Raw genomic sequence first — 19,435 nt, 5'->3', positions numbered from 1 at the left:
AACACAATAAATAAAAAAAAGATATCGTAAAATAATTACGATATCTTTTTTCTTGTTGAAAAATATAAGGTTTTTAAACCTCTATTTTTATTTTACAATTATTTTTACTTAATTTATAAGTGAAAATATTACCGATGATTTTAATAGGTCTAGATATAGAAGATGTAGCAACACATAATAAATCTTTAAAGTCATCAATAATCATATTTTCCTTTTGTGCTTTAAGCTCCAAATTTTTAGGAAATAATTGCTTTGTCATAAAGCAGCCATCTTGATATATTACTTCTGCAGTCTTTTTGTAAGTAAAACTATTTTCTTGATAGGTTATAACATCACCCTCAAATATTTCTCTGCCTGAAGCATCATAAATTCCAGTAGGCATTAAAAGAACTGAATCATTAAAAGAAATTATATCTTCATCATTTTTTTCTTTATCAAAGTAATAAATAACTTCATCAATGTAGTCTATTCTAGTTACTTTAAAGCATTTATTTAAAACTTTATTGTATATTTTGAATTTTAATTCTTTTTCCATTAAAAACACTCCAATCTCTAAAATAGGAATAGTTATTTACATAACATATATTATATTATAACAAATTGGAAAATATTTGAAAATATATTTAATTAAAATTACATAATATTTCTTATAGAATCATAAATATAAATTATTAAAATTATTTATAGGTTGGTGAGGATAATGTTAAGTATAGATGAAATAAGAAATATTAAATATCCTTATGAATTATTTAGTGATGATATTGAAGATATAAAAAGTAAGTATGTTGAACTTATGAAAGTATATCATCCAGATTTAAATGGGAAAAAGAAAGAGTATATTGAAATTACTAATAAAATAAATAATTTATATAAGCAAGCAGAAAAAAATATTGCTAAAGGAGTTTGGGAGAAGCCAGGCTTTATAAGATTAAAATGTATAGATGGAAAGTATTATACAATGAACTTCAGAATAAGTCATATATTTGAAATAGGAAGAATGTATATAGGTAATGAAGAAATATTATATTTAATTAATGATAAAAATGAAAAGATGGCTATTAATGCAATAAATAAATTAAATAATATAAAATATTCTAATATTGAGATGAAAAAGGAATTTGATAACTATTTACCACAGATTAAGAAAAGTTTTAGAACAATAGGGGGAGAAGTAGGGATAGTAGTTAAAAAGGATGAAGATTTAATTTTATTAAGAGATTTAATGACATATTGTAATGGTAAGATACCTATAAATACGGTAAGTTGGATTTTAAATTCATTATATAATATTGCATGTTTTTTAAGTTTTAATGGGCTTACTCATAATGGAATAACATTAGATAGTTACTTTGTATCCATAAAAAAGCGTTATGGAGCATTATTAGGCGGTTGGTGGTATGCAATTAAGGAGGGAAAAAATATTTTAGGTGTACCTAAAGATATATCTAGCTTAATTAGTTATGATATGAAGAACAATAAAATAGCTACATCTAAATTAGATTTAGAAGCAATTAGATTATTGGGGAAAACACTTTTAGGAGATAAAAAAGGAATACTATTATCAATGGATATTAATATACCTAACAATCTAATGGTTTGGTTAGAAGAAAATTCTAGTGACAATCCCTTTGATGAATATATAAATTGGAATAATATATCTAGTAGAATAGAGGTGAAAAATATTAATGGAGTTAATATAGATAAAGATGATTTATATAAGAAATTAGGAGGAAACTAGATTGCAATATGCAATCTAGTTTTAAATTTCAGTAAGATGATTCCAATATCGTTTAGGCATATGTTGTTTTTGAAGTCTGCTATTTTCACGCTCTTTAATATTTACAGATTTATAAAAGGTTTTCCATAAGCTTTCAAAATTTGTATCCTTATTAAGGGTAGAAATTAAGTATCCTTCATCCTTAGATAAATCCGTTATTATAGCAGTTTTTTTATTATACATAATGGCTTTCTCTCTTTTTAAATCGTGAATAATAAAGTTTTGATCAGAAAATCTTAGAGTAAAATGATTAATTATTATAGGCAAAATATTATAAACAGGTTCAATTTGAGCATAAAAGCTTAAAGGGGCAATTTCTTTAAAACGTACAAAGCCTGTAAACATATGAGCCTCTCCAGACACTTTTCTATAATACTTATCTACTGATATTATAGTATCATTATTTTTAGCAAGATTTATATCAGTACCGTATTTATAGCATAATTTTAAATAGTTTAATATTAAATCTTCAGCACCTTCAATTTCACTAAGATATAGATAATATATATTATTCAAAACTTTCCCATTTAATTTTTGGATAATGCTATTATATACTCTTTTGAATTTATCGAGTTCAGTAGTAATTTCCTTTATCTCATTTAATAGAGAAGGAATGTGATTTTCTAATTTATTTATTGTACAAGTATCCTTAGATTGATATGCATAAAAAATAGCTGTAAATAATCCTTCTAAAGAACCATCATATAAAAATTCAATCATAATTATATTTCTCCAGTATAAGAAGTTATTTTATCATTTAATAGAAGTAGCTTTTTATCTGAAGATAAATCATTATCTAAATGAGTATTATATGGTAATAAAATTTTATTTATCTCATTATCAAAAAAGCTTATTTGTTCAGAATCTTTTTCTACTAAGTTTAAATCTATTTTAGGAGTAAGAGCCTTTTTAATTTTTTCATTATCAAAGGATACACAACCGAAATATTTACCATTACAAGTTATAAAATATTGCGCTCTTTTTATAACAATGCCAAGTTTCTTTAAATCTAAAAAGTTTAAGTTGCTAATTCTACGAGCACTAATTATTTTTCTAGCACCTCTTATACCTATTCCAGGAACTCTTATTAAAAGTTCATAGGGAGCTTTATTTATTTCTACAGGAAATAAATGAATATTATTTAATGCCCAGTTTGTTTTAGGATCAAAATTAATATCTAAATTAGGATTTTCTTGAGATAATAATTCAGAAGCCTTAAAGCCATAAACTCTTAATAACCAATCACCTTGATAAAGTCTATGTTCACGTAACGTAGGAGGAGTTTTGAGATCAGGTAAGTTTTTACCGTGGTTAACTGGAACATAGGCAGAGTAATAAACTCTTTTTAAGTCAAATTTATTATAAAGGTTTTCTGATAAATTAAGAATGTTTAAATCACTTTCTTTTGTAGCACCTACTATAAGTTGAGTACTTTGGCCACCAGGAACAAAAGTGGAATAATTTTTAAAGGTTTTAGCTTCATGCTTAGTAGTAATTATATTATTTTTTATAAATTTCATAGGTTTAAAAATTTCATCCTTATTCTTTTGTGGAGCAAGCAATTTTAATGAATTTGAAGAAGGTAATTCAAGATTAACACTCATTCTATCCACTAAAGAACCAGCTTTTTTTATAAGCTCTTCATCAGCTCCTGGAATAGCTTTTAAGTGAATATACCCTCTAAAGTTGTATTCATTTCTTAATTTTTCAACTACTTGAGTTAAGCGTTCCATAGTAAAATTAGCATTTTTTATTATTGCAGAACTTAAAAATAAGCCTTCTATATAATTTCTTCTATAAAAATTTATAGTTAAATCTACTATTTCATCAACAGTAAAATAAGCTCTTTCTATATCATTTGAAATTCTATTTATACAATATGCACAATCATATATACAATAATTAGTTAAAAGAATCTTTAAAAGTGATATGCATCTTCCATCAGGAGTAAAGGTATGGCAAATTCCACTTGATGAAACTGAACCAATACTACCTTTTTTAGAGCTTCTATTTGAACCGGAAGATGAACAAGATACATCATACTTAGCGGCACTACTTAAAATTCTTAGTTTATCTGAAATTTCCATATAAATTCACCAACTTTAATATTTATTAATAATAAGATTAACTTTTTCATTATTAGTATTATTATATAATAAAGATATTATGCGAACAAGTGTTCATATATGGAAAGTTTTTATATTAAATAATAATGATTATTAATTATAAGAATTTTATGATATAATTAAATTAAGAAATGTTAGTATATTAAATTGGAGGATTACATATGTCATTTGATAAATTAGATATAAAAGATAATTCAGCGAGAGAAGGAAGAGCTTGCATAATAGTTTCTAATATAGTAGGAAAGGATTTGCAAAAGGTTAAAAACTGTGCAATGATTTTAGGAATTAGAGATCAAATATTCATAAACTCTAAAAATGGAAATACTATAATTAGTGATTTATTAGAAAATAATATAAATTCAGAATGTGAAGATGGTAGAAAAGAAAGAGCTATAATTTTTAATTCAATAGCGCCAGCAAAAATGAATATTTTTATTGAGAATCTTAAAAAAGTAAAAGTAAACAATGTTTTAAAAGCAGTTGTTACAGAAACTTCTATAAATTGGAGTGTAAATGAAGTAATTTCTAACTTAGCTGCAGAACGCGCTTCAATGAGCAAGGGAAACTTTAACGATATACATCATAAATAGAACTGAAATTTAAAGTTTAATGTTATAATTTAAAAGCCAAATACTATTATAATTAACGACTCCTCATATAAGTTTGTAGTAGGAGTCGTTAACTGTAGTATGTAATTTTTGGTAATAGCAGTTTTAGTATAAAATTAGCATATATGTTTTATTGTTCATAAAAAAAAACTTAGGTATAATTTCATTATCAGATACAACTTAGTAGAAGAGGGGAATTATATATGTATAAGTATGGAAGAGGAATGTGGAAAACAATAGAAGATGGTAATGAATTATCATGGGTAATAGGTAATGGTATTGGTGGATATGCTAATCATACTGTTGCAGGGGGTGGGGCACAGGCCTTTCATGGATATTTAATAGCTTCATTAAATGCTCCTGTAAATAGAATGATGATACTTACTAGAACTCAAGAGCAAGTAATTGTTGGAGGTAGAGAATATGATTTAACATCTCAACAATATATAGGTAGTTCAAAAAATGGACAGGAACATTTAGAGCAATTTATTTTGGATACGATTCCAGAGTATTATTATAGAGTTGAAGATATTACAGTAAAGAAAAGTATAGCAATTGAGTATGGACATAATACAGTTGCTGTATGTTATGAAATAGAAAATGGGAGTGAAGAAAGTAAGTTAAATATACTTCCATTATTTAATTATAGAGAAGCTGGAGAAACAAGTGAAAGAGGAGACTTAAAATTTGATATTAATGTATCAGAAAAGATTTTAACTTTAATACCAGAAAAAAATAAGGATATAAAAATAGATTTCTATATATCTGAAGGAAGTTTTTATGATAGAAAATTAATTCCGACAAGTATGGCAACTCCGAATTATTTAATTGAGGAAAATCACTTTTATATGATTGACCATAGAACAGGTTTTTTAGGGGTTGATAATCATTATACTCCATATGAAGTACAAGTTGAATTAAAGCCTTTTGAAAAGAAAAAGATATATGTTAAATGCACTATAGAAGGTTTAAATGAAAAATCAGGTTTTGATATTGCAAGAGAATATAAAGAAAGAGCTGAAGAGTTAGTAAAAAATGCTGAATTAGGAGATGAATTTGCTAATAATTTAGTTAAAGCTGGAGATCATTTTATTGTAAATAGAGAAAGTACTGGATTAAAAACAGTATTAGCAGGACTACCATGGTTTACAGACTGGGGAAGAGATACAATGATAGCGTTTGAAGGTCTTACTTTAGTAACTAAAAGATTTAATGATGCTAGAGAAATATTAGAATCATTTGCTAAGTATATAAAAAATGGATTAGTTCCAAATGTATTCCCAGATGCTAATACAGAACCTGGATATAATACTGTAGATGCTTCTTTATGGTACTTCCAAGCAGTATATAAATATTTAAAATATACTGGAGAGTTAAATGATTATAAGTTTATAGAAGAAAAAATATATCCAAAATTAAAGGAAATATATAAGGCTTACTCTACTAAAACAGATTTTTCTATTGGTATGGACAATGATGGCTTAATATATGCTGGAGGTGGTCTTGATCAAGTTACTTGGATGGATGTGAGAGTTGGAGATTATGTTGTAACACCAAGACATGGTAAGCCGGTAGAAATTAATGCTTTATGGTATAATGCATTAAAAATAATGGAAGACTTATCAGAAAAATTTGGAGATGATAAGAGCCAATACTCAAAGCTTTCAGAAAGGGTTAAGAAATCATTTAATAATAGATTTTGGAATGAGGAAAAACAATGTCTTTATGATGTTGTAGATGAAGATGATGATAAAATAAGACCAAATCAAATTTGGGCAGTATCATTACCATTTGCAGTTTTAGATAGAGAAAAGGAAATTAAGATAGTTAATACTGTTTATAAACACTTATATGCAACTTATGGATTACGTTCTCTTTCATTTATGGATAAAGATTATAAAAGAAAATATATAGGAAAGTTATTTGATAGAGATTGTGCTTATCATATGGGAACTACATGGGGATTTTTAATAGGTGGATTTATAACTTCATATTGTAAAGTTAATAATTATTCTGATGAAGCCATAAAGAAAGCAGAGCATATGTGTAAAGTCTTTGAAGACACTATGAGAGATGGATGTATTAATGGAATAGCGGAAATTTTTGATGGAGATTTTGCATCAACAGGAAGAGGATGTTATTCACAAGCATGGAGTGTTGCAGAAGTATTAAGAGCTTATACACAAGATGTAATGCCATATTTAAATAAGTAATAAAATTATATTAACCCTACTAAATATTAGATTTATTTATTTAGTAGGGTTATAATATATTAAAATATTATTAAATAATTGTAAGTGTATAATATAATTTAATTATTAAACATATAAGTAATGTATAGTTTTTAAGTAAATAATTATATTGGAGGTAAAATTAATGGATAAGAATGAAAAAATTTTATTAGGAGCTGCATGCTTTTTTGCAGGTGCAGTAGCAGGTTTTTTAATAGCACCAATTAAGAAGGGAATTTACTGTGGTAATAATAATGGAAATAATTATATGAATAAAGATGAAGAAGAAAATGATGAATTAAATGAAATAGATGAAATAGATAAAGTTTTAGATGAAGTTAATGAAGCAATAAATAATGCAAGAAAAGAGAAAAATGAAGAAGAAATAGATTCATAAGAAAAATAATATAATTTATAGAAATTAAAAGCGAAAATTCATTGCTTATGGGAATAGTAATACTTTATTTAGAGTTCTAACTGAAGTAATCAAACTGTTCAAGTTGTAAGCGAATAATTGACATATGGACAAGGTGATAGTATAATAAATAGGTCCTGTGAGGGAGTAGTTAGCATGTAAATGTGGTTAGGTCAACATAATGGTTTTATAAAACCTGGCTTAATCTTAAATAACGAGACTCATGGATGCTTTTTTGAGCATCCATGAATCTCGTTATTTTTTTGTTTATAATTCCAAATAGGATAGAAATAAAATGTGGGGAGAATTACTATGAATATTATTACAATTATACTTACAGCATTTGCTTTAGCCATGGATGCATTTGCTGTGTCAGTTAGCAAAGGAATGGCTTTAAAGAGTTTAACTAAGGGAACCGCTATAAAAATAGCTTTGTTTTTTGGAGGCTTTCAAGCTGCTATGCCATTAATTGGTTGGATTTTAGGTATAAGCTTTCAAGGCTATATAAAAGCTATAGACCATTGGATTGCTTTAGTATTATTAACTATTTTAGGTGGAAAAATGATTTATGAGTTTTATGAAAATCGTAAAGAGTCTGCTAATGAAAGTAATGAAGTAACAAGTGAGATAAGTACTACTTTAGATGATGGAGAAAATAATAAAGGTGAATTATCTAATAAAGAGTTAACTACTCTTGCTATAGCTACAAGTATAGATGCTTTAGCTATTGGAGTAAGCTTTGCATTTTTAAATGTCAATATAGTATCTTCAGCATTAATTATTGGAATAATAACATTTGTAGTCTGTTTTATTGGTGTTATTGCAGGAAAGAAGATTGGTGGAATATTTAAAGATTATGCTGAACTTGTAGGTGGAATTATTCTTATTATTATAGGAATAAATATTTTTAATGAACATACAGGATTTATAATGAATTTAATGCATAGCATATTTAAATAAAAGATTAGAAAATAGATAGATAATAGTTAAAATTTAATTATTATCTGTTTATTTTTTTTATTAAATATTAATGAAAAGAATTACATAAGGTTGTATAATGTTATATAATTAGATTAATATAAATAAAAAACAGAAGAGTAGAGGTATGTAATATGAAGAGAATATTTGAGTTAACAACTGGAGATATAGAAAGGTTAAGTAAAAATGAATTAAAAGATATAATAAAAAATTCAGAGGGCAGAACTGTTATGGCAGAAACTATAATAAGTTATACACCTTATGTAAAAGAAGTATCTAACTTAGAATTAGCTGCAAGCTTTGGAGCTGATATGATAACTTTAAATACTTTTAATTTTGAAAAACCTTATATTTTTGGATTTGGTGAAGCTAATCTTTCAAAGGGGTTAGAGGATACTTTTAGAATTGTAGGTGAAGAAATAAAAAATAATATTAAAGATAAAAATTATATAAGAAATATAAGAAGGTTAGTTGGAAGATTAATAGGAGTAAATTTAGAGCCAGTTCCAGAAGGAAGTACTTATGAAAAGGGATATAGATTAAATAAAGAAAACCTAGAAAAAGTAAAGGAATATGGATTTAATTATATAGTAATAACAGGTAATCCAAGTACAGGAGTTACTGAAGAAACTATTTGTGAAGGAATAAAGCTTGCAAAAGATATTTTAGGTGATAGTACATTAATAATTGCAGGAAAAATGCACGGAGCAGGTAGTGGAAACATATATGATGAAAAAGTAACTAGAAGATTTGTTAAGTGTGGAGCTGATGTTGTTTTAATACCTGCACCAGGAACTGTTCCAGGTATTACAGAAGGGATTGCTAAAAAAATGATAGACTCAATTCATGAAGAAGGTGGTGTTGCAATGACAACTATAGGAACTTCACAAGAGGGATCTTCTGAAAGTGTAATTGAAAAAATAGCTTTAATGTCTAAAATGGCAGGGGCTGATATTCAACACATTGGTGATTGTGGAACCTTTGGAATGGCATTACCTGAAAATATAATGAAGTTATCAGTAACGGTAAGAGGAATAAGACATACTTATAGAAGAATGGCTCAATCAATTATAAGATAGTAAATTATTTATAAGCTAGTTACAAATTAAAAGCTAATGCATATATTAAATATAATTAATTCTAATGGTGGTATTTTTAAGTTGAAAAAAAGACAAGCTAAATATATTGCAGGATTAAAAAATTATATGATAAGAGGAAAAATACTTGATTATGGAAATTTAGAAAAGCATAAGGCTTATAGAAAACATAAAACAAGTAATAGCAGAGTTTGTTTATTGTTAGGATTATTTATAATGTGTATAGGTATTATAAGTATATTTAAAAATACAATTGTTTATTCTCCATTTAGGGGTATGTATTCAACAACTGGAGGAGTAAGTTTTAAAACTAGTTCCATAATATTATTTATCGGTATAGTAATGTTAGCTTTACGTAAGCGGGCTATTTTAGGGATTATATGTGTAGCTCTAGGGATAGTAAGTATAGTAATTTCCATATTTTTTTCTTTGAGAATGAGCTTGTTACCAATTTCACTTATAAACGCAATATTAATATTCGGAGCGATTTTTTTAGGGGGTTCATTAATAATTAAAGGAATATTACAATTTATAAGAAAATAATATTGTAAATTCATAATATAATAAAGTAAAATTTTGATTGTATAGAATTTTAGCTGGAGGTATATGAATTTGAATAATATATTAAAAATAATAAGAAAAGATGGAGTAGAGGTTGAAGTTAGGTTAAAAGAGTTAGATTTATCTTATTTAGATAAGATTATGGATTTACAAAAAATAATAATAGATGGACTTGAAAATAAGGAGTTATATGCTGACACAGAAAGAGAAGAATTTGAAGAGTACATAAAAGAAAATGGGAAAATAATAGGATATGTTACAGAAAAGGATGAGCTTATTGCAATGGGAGTGTATGCTAAAAAGGGTTGTGATAAATCAAACTATGGGTATGATATTGGCTTAGATGATGAAGAAGTATTAAAGACAGGTCAAATAGAATCTACAGTAGTTAAAGATGAATATAGAGGAAATAAGCTTCAAAAGATAATTTGTAATGAGTTAGAAAAAATTGCTGTTAAAAACAACACTAAAATACTATGTGCAACAGCATCACCATATAATGAGTTTAGTGTTAATACATTTATAAATTTAGGATATGAAGTTAAAGGCGACAAATTAAAGTATGGTGGAGTAAGAAGATATATTTTTGCAAAAAGAATTTAAAGTAAATACTATATAGATTTTACTAAAAGGCTACAGTAATGTTGTATAAGCAATGTTACTGTAGTCTTTTTATATAAAACTTATAGTTTATATTTATATATGAGTAAAAGATTATAATATAGTAAAAAATAATATAAATATAACTATAAAAATAAATTTTAATTAATGTGTTTAAATTAAAAGGAGCATTAAAGATGACTAAAATAAACTTAGAAGATGATAGAAATTTAAGTATGTTAGTAGACTTTTATGAATTCACTATGTCAAATGGATATTTTGAAAATGATTTAAAAGATAAAATAGTTTATTTTGATATATTTTTTAGAAAAAATCCTGATAATGCAGGATTTGCAATTACTGCAGGGCTAGAGCAAGTAATAGAGTATATAAAAGGATTAAGCTTTAATGAAAGAGATATTGAATATTTGAGAAGTAGAAAACTTTTTAATGAAGAATTTTTAGATTACTTATTAAATTTTAAATTTACAGGTGATATTTACGCTATACAAGAAGGAACGCCTGTATTTCCAAATGAACCATTACTAACTATTAGGGCAAAAGTAATAGAGGCACAGTTAATAGAAACAATGTTACTTTTAACAATTAATCATCAAAGTTTGATTGCTACAAAAGCTAATAGAATAAAAAGGGCAGCAGAAGGAAAAGAAGTATTAGAATTAGGTGCAAGGAGAAGTCAAGGGTATGATGCGGCCATATACGGAGCTAGAGCTGCATATATAGGAGGAATAGATGGAACTGCAAATACCATTGCTGATGAAATATTTGGGATAAAGGCTGTTGGAACTATGGCTCATTCATGGATTCAATTATTTGGAGATGAGTATAAGGCTTTTGCAACGTATGCTAAAACTTATCCAGATAATTGTATTTTATTGATAGATACATATAATGTTTTAAAGTCAGGAATAATTAATGCGATTAAAGTATCTAAAGATATATTAGAGCCCCAGGGAAAAGAGCTAAAGGGAATTAGATTAGATAGTGGTGATTTAGCATATCTATCTAAAGAGGTAAGAAAAATATTAAATATAAATGGATTAGAAAAATGTAAAATAATAGCCTCAAATAGTTTGGATGAATATATAATATCAGACCTTATGACACAAGGGGCTTGTATTGATGTTTTTGGTGTTGGAGAAAGATTAATAACTGCAAAGTCAGAACCGGTATTCGGGGGAGTATATAAATTAGTCGCAGTTGAAGAGAAAGGAAAAATATTCCCAAGGATTAAATTATCAGAAAACATAGAAAAGGTAACTAATCCAGGATATAAAACGGTTTGGAGGCTATTTGATAAAGAAAGTAATAAAGCTATAGCCGATGTATTAACAGTAGGAGATGAAATAATAGATGATTCAAAGGAATATGAAATATTTGATCCTGTATATACATGGAAGCGAAAACTTTTAACAAATTATTATGCTAGAAAGATACAGGTTCCAATTTTTATTAAAGGGGAATGTGTTTATAAATCACCTAATCTTGAGGACATTCGTAAATATTCTTTAGAGCAAGTGGATTCATTATGGGATGAGGTAAAAAGGTTTACGAATCCGCAAGGGTATTATGTAGATTTATCAGAAAAGTTATGGAAACTAAAAAATAATATGATAAAGGAATTTAGAGGATAAATGAAATTAGTAAATAAATTTATTTAGATATCAGAAAAGTATATTGAAAAATTATTAAGAATAGCCTAATACAAAATATTTGTAATAAAAGGGCTATTCTTAATTTTATTTAATTTAAATATAAGTTTTAAAGTGTATGGAAAATTTATATAAAAATTAAAAATAATGACAAAAGCATCAAAAAATGATAAAAACATGAAAAATTAATGAAAAATATAGAAAATTATTCTAAAAAAATATATAATTTATTATGTCAAAATATATATTTAAATAGGTGGGGATGTGAAAAAATATGCAGAAGAGAAAGCTAAAAAAAATAATTGCTATTTCTGGGGTGGTTGGAACTATTTTAACTATTAAATCTATTCCAGCTAATGCCACAGAATTAAATAGCGGAATATCGGTAGCTTCAATAAGCAAGGGACAAGTTATTAATGTAACTTCAACTTTAAGAATTAGAGAAGAGGCAAATACTAATTCATCTGTATTAGGAACTATTAGGAATGGAAGTACATTTGATATTATTTCTAAAAGCGGAAGCTGGTATCAAATTAAGTACAATGGAATTACTGGTTATGTTCATGGAGATTATGTAAAGGAAGTTACGGCATCTTCAGCAGTATCAACAAAAGGTAAGGTATATAATGTATCTACAAATTTAAGGGTAAGAAGTGGAGCTTCTACAAACTCATCAATATTAGGTTACATTACTAATAATACTGAAGTAAGTATAGTTGGAACAGAAGGATCATGGTATAAAATACAATACAATGATGGATACGGGTATGTAAGTAAAGATTATATAACTGTTAATGGCGCTTCGAGTAATGATGGAAATAGTTCAGAGAATAATAGTTCTTCAGAAACAGAAGTTAATAAAATGGGATATGTTTATAATGTGAGTAGTGGAGGTCTTAGAGTTCGTCAGGAAGCATCTACTAGTTCTACAGTTTTAGGAACTTTATATTCAGGTAATTCTGTAAATATAATTGGAGAAACAGGAAGTTGGTATAAAATTAAATATAATTCATCATATGCGTATGTTCATAAGGATTATATAACAGACAATAAACCATCTTCAGAATCAAATAGTGGAAATGATACATCAAATGATAATAATAGTTCTTCAGAAACAGAAGTTAATAAAACAGGATATGTTTATAATGTGAGTAGTGGAGGTCTTAGAGTTCGTCAGGAAGCGTCTACTAGTTCTACAATTTTAGGAACCTTATATTCAGGTAATTCTGTAAATATAATTGGAGAAACAGGAAGTTGGTATAAAATTAAATATAATTCAGCATATGCTTATGTTCATAAGGATTATATAACAGACAATAAACCATCTTCAGAATCAAATAGTGGAAATAATACATCAAATGATAATAATAGTTCATCAGAAGCAATGAATGAAATAGGAATTGTTACAAATATTTCTTCTAACTTAAGAGTAAGACAGCAGCCTTCTTCAAATTCATTAGTATTAGGGTATTTATTAAATAATGAAAAAGTTAATATAACAGGAAAAGAAGGAAATTGGTATAAGATTAATTTTAAGGGATCAACAGGATATGTAAGTTCAGATTATATAAGGATATCTAATGGGAACGATACTAATAATGGAAATAATAACAATAATAATAGTAGTGAATCTGTTTCTAATGCATATAATATTGTACTTTCAGAATTAAAATCACATATTGGATCACCATATGCATATGGTGGATCTGGAGAGTTAATTACTAATTCATCAATACAATCATTAAAAAATAGATTCCCAGATTACGCTGCAGCTGGAAAGTATGACACTTTATATCAATATGTTGATAGTGGTTTAAGAATGTTTGACTGTTCTGGATTTATGCAATGGGGATTTAGTAAGGCTAATATAAGTATCGGAAGAACCACTTATGATCAAATAAATAGTGGGGTAGAAGTATCATTAGACAGTGTACAACCAGGAGATTTATTATTCTATAGCAATTTAGGACATGTTGGTATGTATGTAGGAAATGGTCAATGGATTGAATCACCAAACTCAGGAAAAACAATAAGAATAGTGGATGTTCCATGGGGTTCTATTGGGAGAGCAAGAAGAGTTTTATAGGATTTATTTTTGTAGATTAAAATAAATTGTTTTAATATATAATTAAGCTTAAATTAATAAAAACTGTATCAAAATTATGATACAGTTTTTATTGATTTTATTTATTATTAATTCTATCTATATATTCTTTCATTAAATTAGCTGATGAAACAAATTTATCTTCTTCATTAGGAGATAATTGAATATTTAATACTTTTTCTACTCCATTTCTTCCGAGAATAGTAGGAACGCTTAAATAAGCATCATTAACACCATAGTAGTCATTTAATAAAGTAGAAACAGTTAATATACTTCTTTCATCTCTAATTATAGCTTCAACAATTCTTTCAAGAGCTATAGCAACGGCGAATGCAGTAGCACCTTTTCTCTTAATAACTTCATAAGCACAGTTTTTAACGTCTTCAGCTATAACATTTTCAGTTTCTTTATCCCAAGATATAGAATTTTGTTCAGAGAAGCTTTTTACTGGTATACTTCCAATCATTAATGATGACCATGTTACGAATTCACTATCACCATGTTCACCAAGAACATATCCTTCTACATTTCTTCCATCAATTCCAAAGTATTTTCCAAGCAAGCTTCTAAGTCTTGCTGTATCTAAGACTGTACCAGAACCTATTACTCTTTCTTTTGGGAATCCAGAAAGCTTATATGTCATATATGAAAGAACATCTACAGGGTTAGATACTACTAGTAGAATTGAATTTGGACTTAATTCAGCAAGTTTTGGGATAAAACTTTTAAATATAGCATAATTTTTATCTACTAAATCTAATCTAGTTTCACCAGGTTTTTGTGGTGAACCAGCAGTTATTATTATTATATCTGAATCTTTAGTATCTTCTAAAGTACCTAAAGTAACATTACAAGGTCTGCATAAAGAGCTACCGTGCATTAAATCTAATACTTCTCCTAGAGCCTTTTCTTGATTTATATCATTAATTACAATTTCTCGTGCTATTCCTTTTTGTAATAATGCAAATGCAGTTGTAGCACCTATTGCACCTGCTCCAATTATTGATATTTTACTCATAATTTCACCTCGTTTAATTAATATATATAGTATTTTCTATTTTAAAAAAATATATTATATACATAGGAAATAATTATTATTAACTAATAATTACATTATAGACTTACTAAAAACGAAAATCAACCATATTTTACTTTAATATGACAAAATTGCATATAATGTCGGGAAATTGTTAATAAAGCATTAACAAAATAAAAATAAAATGTTAATATATAAGAATGAAGTACATAATATGACATAAGACGATGAAGATATACAAAAGGGGGATTCAGTTTGGAAAATAATTATAATAATATAAGAATAAATAAATATGATGATGAGCATATGACGGTAGGAAAATGGATAGGAACATTTTTATTAATGCTTATTCCAATAGTTAATATAGTATTAATGTTTGTTTGGGCCTTTGGATCAAATGTAAATAGAAGTAAGAAAACATATTTTCAAGCACAATTAATAATGTGTGGTATAGTCTTAGCTTTATACCTTATAGCAGTTGTATTATTTATAGTAGTATTTAGTTAATAGCAAACTATAAAAAATATATGTCATAGAATGCTAAAAAAAGGAGTAGGGGGACTACTTCTTTTTTTGTGCCTTAAATTTTGGATATATGTACTATTTGTGGCTTGAGAATAAAATTGATATAATCAGTAATATACAAAAAATATGGGATTTATATAATAAATAATAAAAATCTCATAAATAAGCAAGTATGGGAGGCTAATAGATGAATTACTATAAAGTTTTAGGCATTAAAGAAAATGCTACACAAGAAGAAATTAGACAAGCATATGAAAAACAAGTTAAATTATTTAAATTAGAAGTAAAAGATGAAAAAAGATTAGATAAATTCCTAGATTTGTTTAAAGAAGCATATGATGCATTAATTTATAAAGAAGCTATAGTAAAAGACCAACAAGAAGAAATATTTGATGAAGAAGTAAGTGCTTTATTTAAAAATAATAAAATTAAAGAGAAATCAGCCGATATTACAGAAACAGAAGAAGTCATTAAATATGATTCTGAAAACATAGAAGACAGTTATGCAGCTACAGTTTTAATGAGCAGGGAAGAAATATTAAGAGAATCTTTAATTCAATATAATAAATTGGAAGAGGAAAAAGTTATATTTAAATCAAAAGAAGATTTTGAGGATTGCGATAGACTTTTTGATAATGAAGAATATGATGAAGAAGATTTTGATGAAAAAATTATAAAAAAGATAAGACAAAAAAATAACTCTAAAAATAAGAAGAGCAGTAATCAAAGAAAAAACAATTCATCTAAAAAAAATAATGTAAGCAAAAGTGATAAAGAATATAATGACAGAGACAGAGACAGAGACAGAGACAGAGACAGAGACAGAGACAGAGACAGCAGACGTACAACAAATAGAAATTCTAATAAAAGGGTTATAGTTAAAGAAAAAAAAGCTTCTAATGGGATTTTAAATATACTGTTAATTCCATTAAAGATAATTTCATTACCAATAATAGCTATATTATCAATGCTGATTTTTATATGTAGAATAATAAGCATATCATCATGGGTAGTAGCAAAAATTATAATAATTGGAGTTATTGCTATTGCAGCTATTCATGGATATCAAATTTATACAGGTCAAGAATTAATTAATTATAATATATTTATTGCTTGTGGAATAGGATTTGTAGTTTCATTGTTTTTACCTAATATAGTTAAAATAGTACCTAATATATTACAAGGAATCAATAATAGTTTGAAAAATTTTGTGTTTTAAAATTACTTTAAGGGGGATACTTTTATCCCTCTTTTGTTATATAATAAAATAAATTAAATTCAAAATTTCACATAGAGCTTTAGCTACACTTTAAGCTTAGAAGTCGTTATCTAGTGGTATGCTAGTTTTTATCTCATATCTAAAAATAGGTGGGAGTATTACAGTGACTAACTATCACATAAAAAATAATAGTTTGATTGGGGAGTAAATATGATATTTAGAAAGACAACAATAAATGACATAAAGGATGTAATGGAAATAATAAATGAGGCACAAGAATACTTCAAAAGAAATGGAATAGACCAATGGCAAAATGGATATCCAAATAGTGATACAATATATAATGATATAAAAAGTAATAGTAGCTATGTATTAGAAGAGCAAAATAAAATAGTAGCAACAGCAATGCTTTCTTTTGAGGAAGATAAAAGTTATAAAAATATTTATGATGGAAAATGGCTAAGGGATATAGGAGAATATGCCGTTATACATAGAATTGCAGTTAGTGAAAAAATTAAAGGGAAAGGAACTGCAGTTAATATAATTAAATTAGTAGAAGAAAAATGTAAAGAGAAGAATATAAATAGTATAAAAATAGATACTCATAAGGATAATATTTCAATGCAGAGATTACTTGAAAAAAGTGGATTTAAATATTGTGGGATAATATATCTAGAGGACGGAAATGAAAGAATAGCTTTTGAGAAAATTATATAGAAATAAATGTGCGAATGTGTAACTATTTTGTAACTTTATAGTAGAATTTAGTGGTATAATATAACTATAAAAATATAAACTTTAAAAGATAGTAGGATAAGAGATGGAGAGAGAGAAAAGTAAATTAAATGAAAAAATAACAAGTGGAAGAGAATTATTGAAAATAATTGAAGAAAAGGAAATTGAAATAGAAAATCAAAAGGCAAAATTAAAATTAGCCAATGATGAAATAGAGAAGATAAAATTAGATTTAAATGAATTAAGAAAAAATATTAGTAATTCTATTAAAAGTGAAGATAATTGCAAAGTTGAAACAAAGATTGATTCTGATTCTGAAAATAAAGTCAATTTAAAAAAAGAAGAAAGTAGTATTTCTATTGAGATTGTTGAAGCAGAAGATGATGAGTTTGTAAACAAAGCAATAAGTAAACTTATAGCAGAAGTAACAAATTATGAAGATAATAAAGATGAGAATTTAAATCAAGAGTTAGCAATAGATATTGTTGAAAGTGAAAAAATAATTGAAGATGATATAACTTTAATTGAAAATCTTAAGAGTGCATTTATAGAAAATAATAATTATAAGGTTTTAGATATTTTAAATTCAATATTAGATAATAAAAACTATGTAGAAGTTAATTTTACAAATGAAGAAAAAATAATATTATTATATTTAGGGTATTTCTATAATAAATTAGAAGGATTACTTAATAAATATGAATCAATAGAAGAATACTATAATTCAGAAGATAGTGAAGTAGCGCTATTGAAAAGATTAATAAAAGAAAAAGAGTATCCTATATATAAAGGCATAAAAGAAACTATTGCAAATAAAATGAAAAGTGATAATAAATTGTTTAAAGGCTTAGATACGATTATAAGAGTAAGAATAATAGATAAAATTATTAATATTGCATATATGACGTTTGAAGAAGTATATTCTGTTAAAGATTTAAAATATGGACAAGAGAACATAACAATAATGGCATGGGTTAAAGAAAAAGAAAATATGGAGTATAGGTTAGTTGAAGGTTTATATTGTAATACTACTGAAAAGCTATATATGTTAGAAAGCTCTATATATGTATTAGGTCTTAATATTAAAAAGGTTACTGATGAAGAAATTAATAATTTAAAACATGAGAATAAAATTTGTTATAAAAATGAACATACAAATTTTAATATAAGGGAAGAAGAAAAGAGAGTGTTTAGTGATTATAAAGAAACTCCTGAGAAAGGTAATGATTATATAGATGAAGATGACGATATAGATGAAGATGATTTAAGTATCTGGACAAGAGTTAAAGAAAAATTTACATTAAGATTAAAAAAAAGATAATAAAACAATAGTTGCCTAATTAATATATTAATTAGGCAATATATTTGTATAAAAAAATGAGTAAATGTTTACAAAAGTTAATTAATACTGTATAATAAAATTGTGAAAACTTTTTAATGCAATGTTATACACAGTATAAGGACAAGATACAATTAAAATATTATTATTAAATAATAATAATATTTAATAATAATATTTAAGAATAATTTAAGGGTAAATTAAGGATGTTGTAACAGAATTGACAAATTAATGAATTATAATATTTATAGAGGTGATTAGTATGGAGAAAAATTTACAGTTTGTAGATTCATATCATGAAAAAAATTATGTTGAGTTAGTTCAAAATTTTATGGGGAAATTAAATAAAGATTTATATATAGTATTAAAATTATTAAGTATCAATGAAGTATATGTAGTAGCTAAAGAATA

Annotated in this window: 18 protein-coding genes; 14 read left to right on the top strand and 4 right to left on the bottom strand. The window is 26.1% G+C overall.

All coding sequences use genetic code 11. The features are described from left to right. Positions 1 to 73: 73 nt before the first annotated feature. Positions 74 to 535 (bottom strand): YopX family protein, encoded by a 462-nt coding sequence (locus I4V51_RS11485; protein WP_195988575.1) that lies wholly within the window; start codon positions 533 to 535, stop codon positions 74 to 76. A gap of 165 nt (positions 536 to 700) precedes the next feature. On the opposite strand from I4V51_RS11485, the gene I4V51_RS11480 reads away from it, so the two are divergent. Then, on the top strand, positions 701 to 1,738 hold the full coding sequence (locus tag I4V51_RS11480; RefSeq protein ID WP_195988574.1) for a J domain-containing protein: 1,038 nt from the start codon (positions 701 to 703) through the stop codon (positions 1,736 to 1,738). Between the two features lie 21 nt (positions 1,739 to 1,759). On the opposite strand, the gene I4V51_RS11475 is transcribed toward I4V51_RS11480, so the two are convergent. Together I4V51_RS11475 and I4V51_RS11470 are read right to left on the bottom strand one after the other, a co-directional pair. Further along, positions 1,760 to 2,497 (bottom strand): TIGR03915 family putative DNA repair protein, encoded by a 738-nt coding sequence (locus I4V51_RS11475; RefSeq protein WP_195988573.1) that lies wholly within the window; start codon positions 2,495 to 2,497, stop codon positions 1,760 to 1,762. 2 nt (positions 2,498 to 2,499) lie between these two features. After that, positions 2,500 to 3,864 carry a putative DNA modification/repair radical SAM protein gene (locus tag I4V51_RS11470; RefSeq protein ID WP_195988572.1) on the bottom strand — a complete coding sequence of 455 codons (1,365 nt, stop codon included), beginning with the start codon at positions 3,862 to 3,864 and terminating at the stop codon, positions 2,500 to 2,502. Between the two features lie 200 nt (positions 3,865 to 4,064). Between I4V51_RS11470 and I4V51_RS11465 the strand changes: the two genes are divergently transcribed. From I4V51_RS11465 to I4V51_RS11425, 9 genes are all read left to right on the top strand, one after another. After that, positions 4,065 to 4,493, top strand: a complete 429-nt coding sequence (locus I4V51_RS11465; protein WP_195988571.1) for a DUF3783 domain-containing protein — start codon at positions 4,065 to 4,067, stop codon at positions 4,491 to 4,493. A 221-nt stretch (positions 4,494 to 4,714) separates the two neighbouring features. After that, positions 4,715 to 6,724, top strand: coding sequence for an amylo-alpha-1,6-glucosidase (locus I4V51_RS11460; RefSeq protein ID WP_195988570.1), 2,010 nt, complete (start codon positions 4,715 to 4,717; stop codon positions 6,722 to 6,724). A gap of 163 nt (positions 6,725 to 6,887) precedes the next feature. Continuing rightward, complete coding sequence (locus tag I4V51_RS11455) at positions 6,888 to 7,139, top strand: hypothetical protein (protein WP_195988569.1); 252 nt, start codon at positions 6,888 to 6,890, stop codon at positions 7,137 to 7,139. Between the two features lie 330 nt (positions 7,140 to 7,469). Beyond that, a complete protein-coding gene (locus I4V51_RS11450) occupies positions 7,470 to 8,117 on the top strand; it encodes a manganese efflux pump MntP family protein (protein ID WP_195988568.1) in 648 nt (215 codons plus the stop codon). A 152-nt stretch (positions 8,118 to 8,269) separates the two neighbouring features. Continuing rightward, positions 8,270 to 9,214, top strand: a complete 945-nt coding sequence (locus I4V51_RS11445) for a hypothetical protein (RefSeq protein WP_195988567.1) — start codon at positions 8,270 to 8,272, stop codon at positions 9,212 to 9,214. Between the two features lie 81 nt (positions 9,215 to 9,295). Further along, positions 9,296 to 9,775 (top strand): hypothetical protein, encoded by a 480-nt coding sequence (locus I4V51_RS11440; protein ID WP_195988566.1) that lies wholly within the window; start codon positions 9,296 to 9,298, stop codon positions 9,773 to 9,775. A 69-nt stretch (positions 9,776 to 9,844) separates the two neighbouring features. Further along, complete coding sequence (locus I4V51_RS11435; RefSeq protein WP_195988565.1) at positions 9,845 to 10,396, top strand: GNAT family N-acetyltransferase; 552 nt, start codon at positions 9,845 to 9,847, stop codon at positions 10,394 to 10,396. 194 nt (positions 10,397 to 10,590) lie between these two features. Beyond that, positions 10,591 to 12,048, top strand: a complete 1,458-nt coding sequence (locus tag I4V51_RS11430) for a nicotinate phosphoribosyltransferase (RefSeq protein WP_195988564.1) — start codon at positions 10,591 to 10,593, stop codon at positions 12,046 to 12,048. A 292-nt stretch (positions 12,049 to 12,340) separates the two neighbouring features. After that, the gene (locus I4V51_RS11425; RefSeq protein ID WP_195988563.1) at positions 12,341 to 14,152 is read left to right on the top strand and encodes an SH3 domain-containing protein; all 1,812 of its coding nucleotides are present in this window, start codon (positions 12,341 to 12,343) and stop codon (positions 14,150 to 14,152) included. Between the two features lie 97 nt (positions 14,153 to 14,249). Here the strand turns inward: I4V51_RS11425 and I4V51_RS11420 are convergent, their stop codons facing one another. Next, on the bottom strand, positions 14,250 to 15,188 hold the full coding sequence (locus I4V51_RS11420; protein ID WP_195988562.1) for an L-lactate dehydrogenase: 939 nt from the start codon (positions 15,186 to 15,188) through the stop codon (positions 14,250 to 14,252). Between the two features lie 273 nt (positions 15,189 to 15,461). Here I4V51_RS11420 and I4V51_RS11415 point away from each other — a divergent pair, with 273 nt between their 5' ends. The 4 genes from I4V51_RS11415 (at position 15,462) to I4V51_RS11400 (ending at position 19,006) form a co-directional block, all read left to right on the top strand. After that, positions 15,462 to 15,713: a hypothetical protein gene (locus tag I4V51_RS11415; protein ID WP_243281490.1), complete on the top strand. Its 252-nt coding sequence runs from the start codon at positions 15,462 to 15,464 to the stop codon at positions 15,711 to 15,713. Positions 15,714 to 15,918: 205 nt separating this feature from the next. Further along, positions 15,919 to 16,950 (top strand): hypothetical protein, encoded by a 1,032-nt coding sequence (locus tag I4V51_RS11410; protein WP_195988561.1) that lies wholly within the window; start codon positions 15,919 to 15,921, stop codon positions 16,948 to 16,950. 210 nt (positions 16,951 to 17,160) lie between these two features. After that, a complete protein-coding gene (locus tag I4V51_RS11405; RefSeq protein ID WP_195988560.1) occupies positions 17,161 to 17,667 on the top strand; it encodes a GNAT family N-acetyltransferase in 507 nt (168 codons plus the stop codon). 103 nt (positions 17,668 to 17,770) lie between these two features. Beyond that, positions 17,771 to 19,006 carry a hypothetical protein gene (locus I4V51_RS11400; protein WP_195988559.1) on the top strand — a complete coding sequence of 412 codons (1,236 nt, stop codon included), beginning with the start codon at positions 17,771 to 17,773 and terminating at the stop codon, positions 19,004 to 19,006. Positions 19,007 to 19,435: the final 429 nt, after the last annotated feature.

The organism is Clostridium sp. D53t1_180928_C8, assembly GCF_015667795.1.
GTDB lineage: Bacteria > Bacillota > Clostridia > Clostridiales > Clostridiaceae > Clostridium.
Note: the sequence above shows the minus strand (reverse complement) of the source record. Positions and strands in the feature narration are given on the sequence as shown.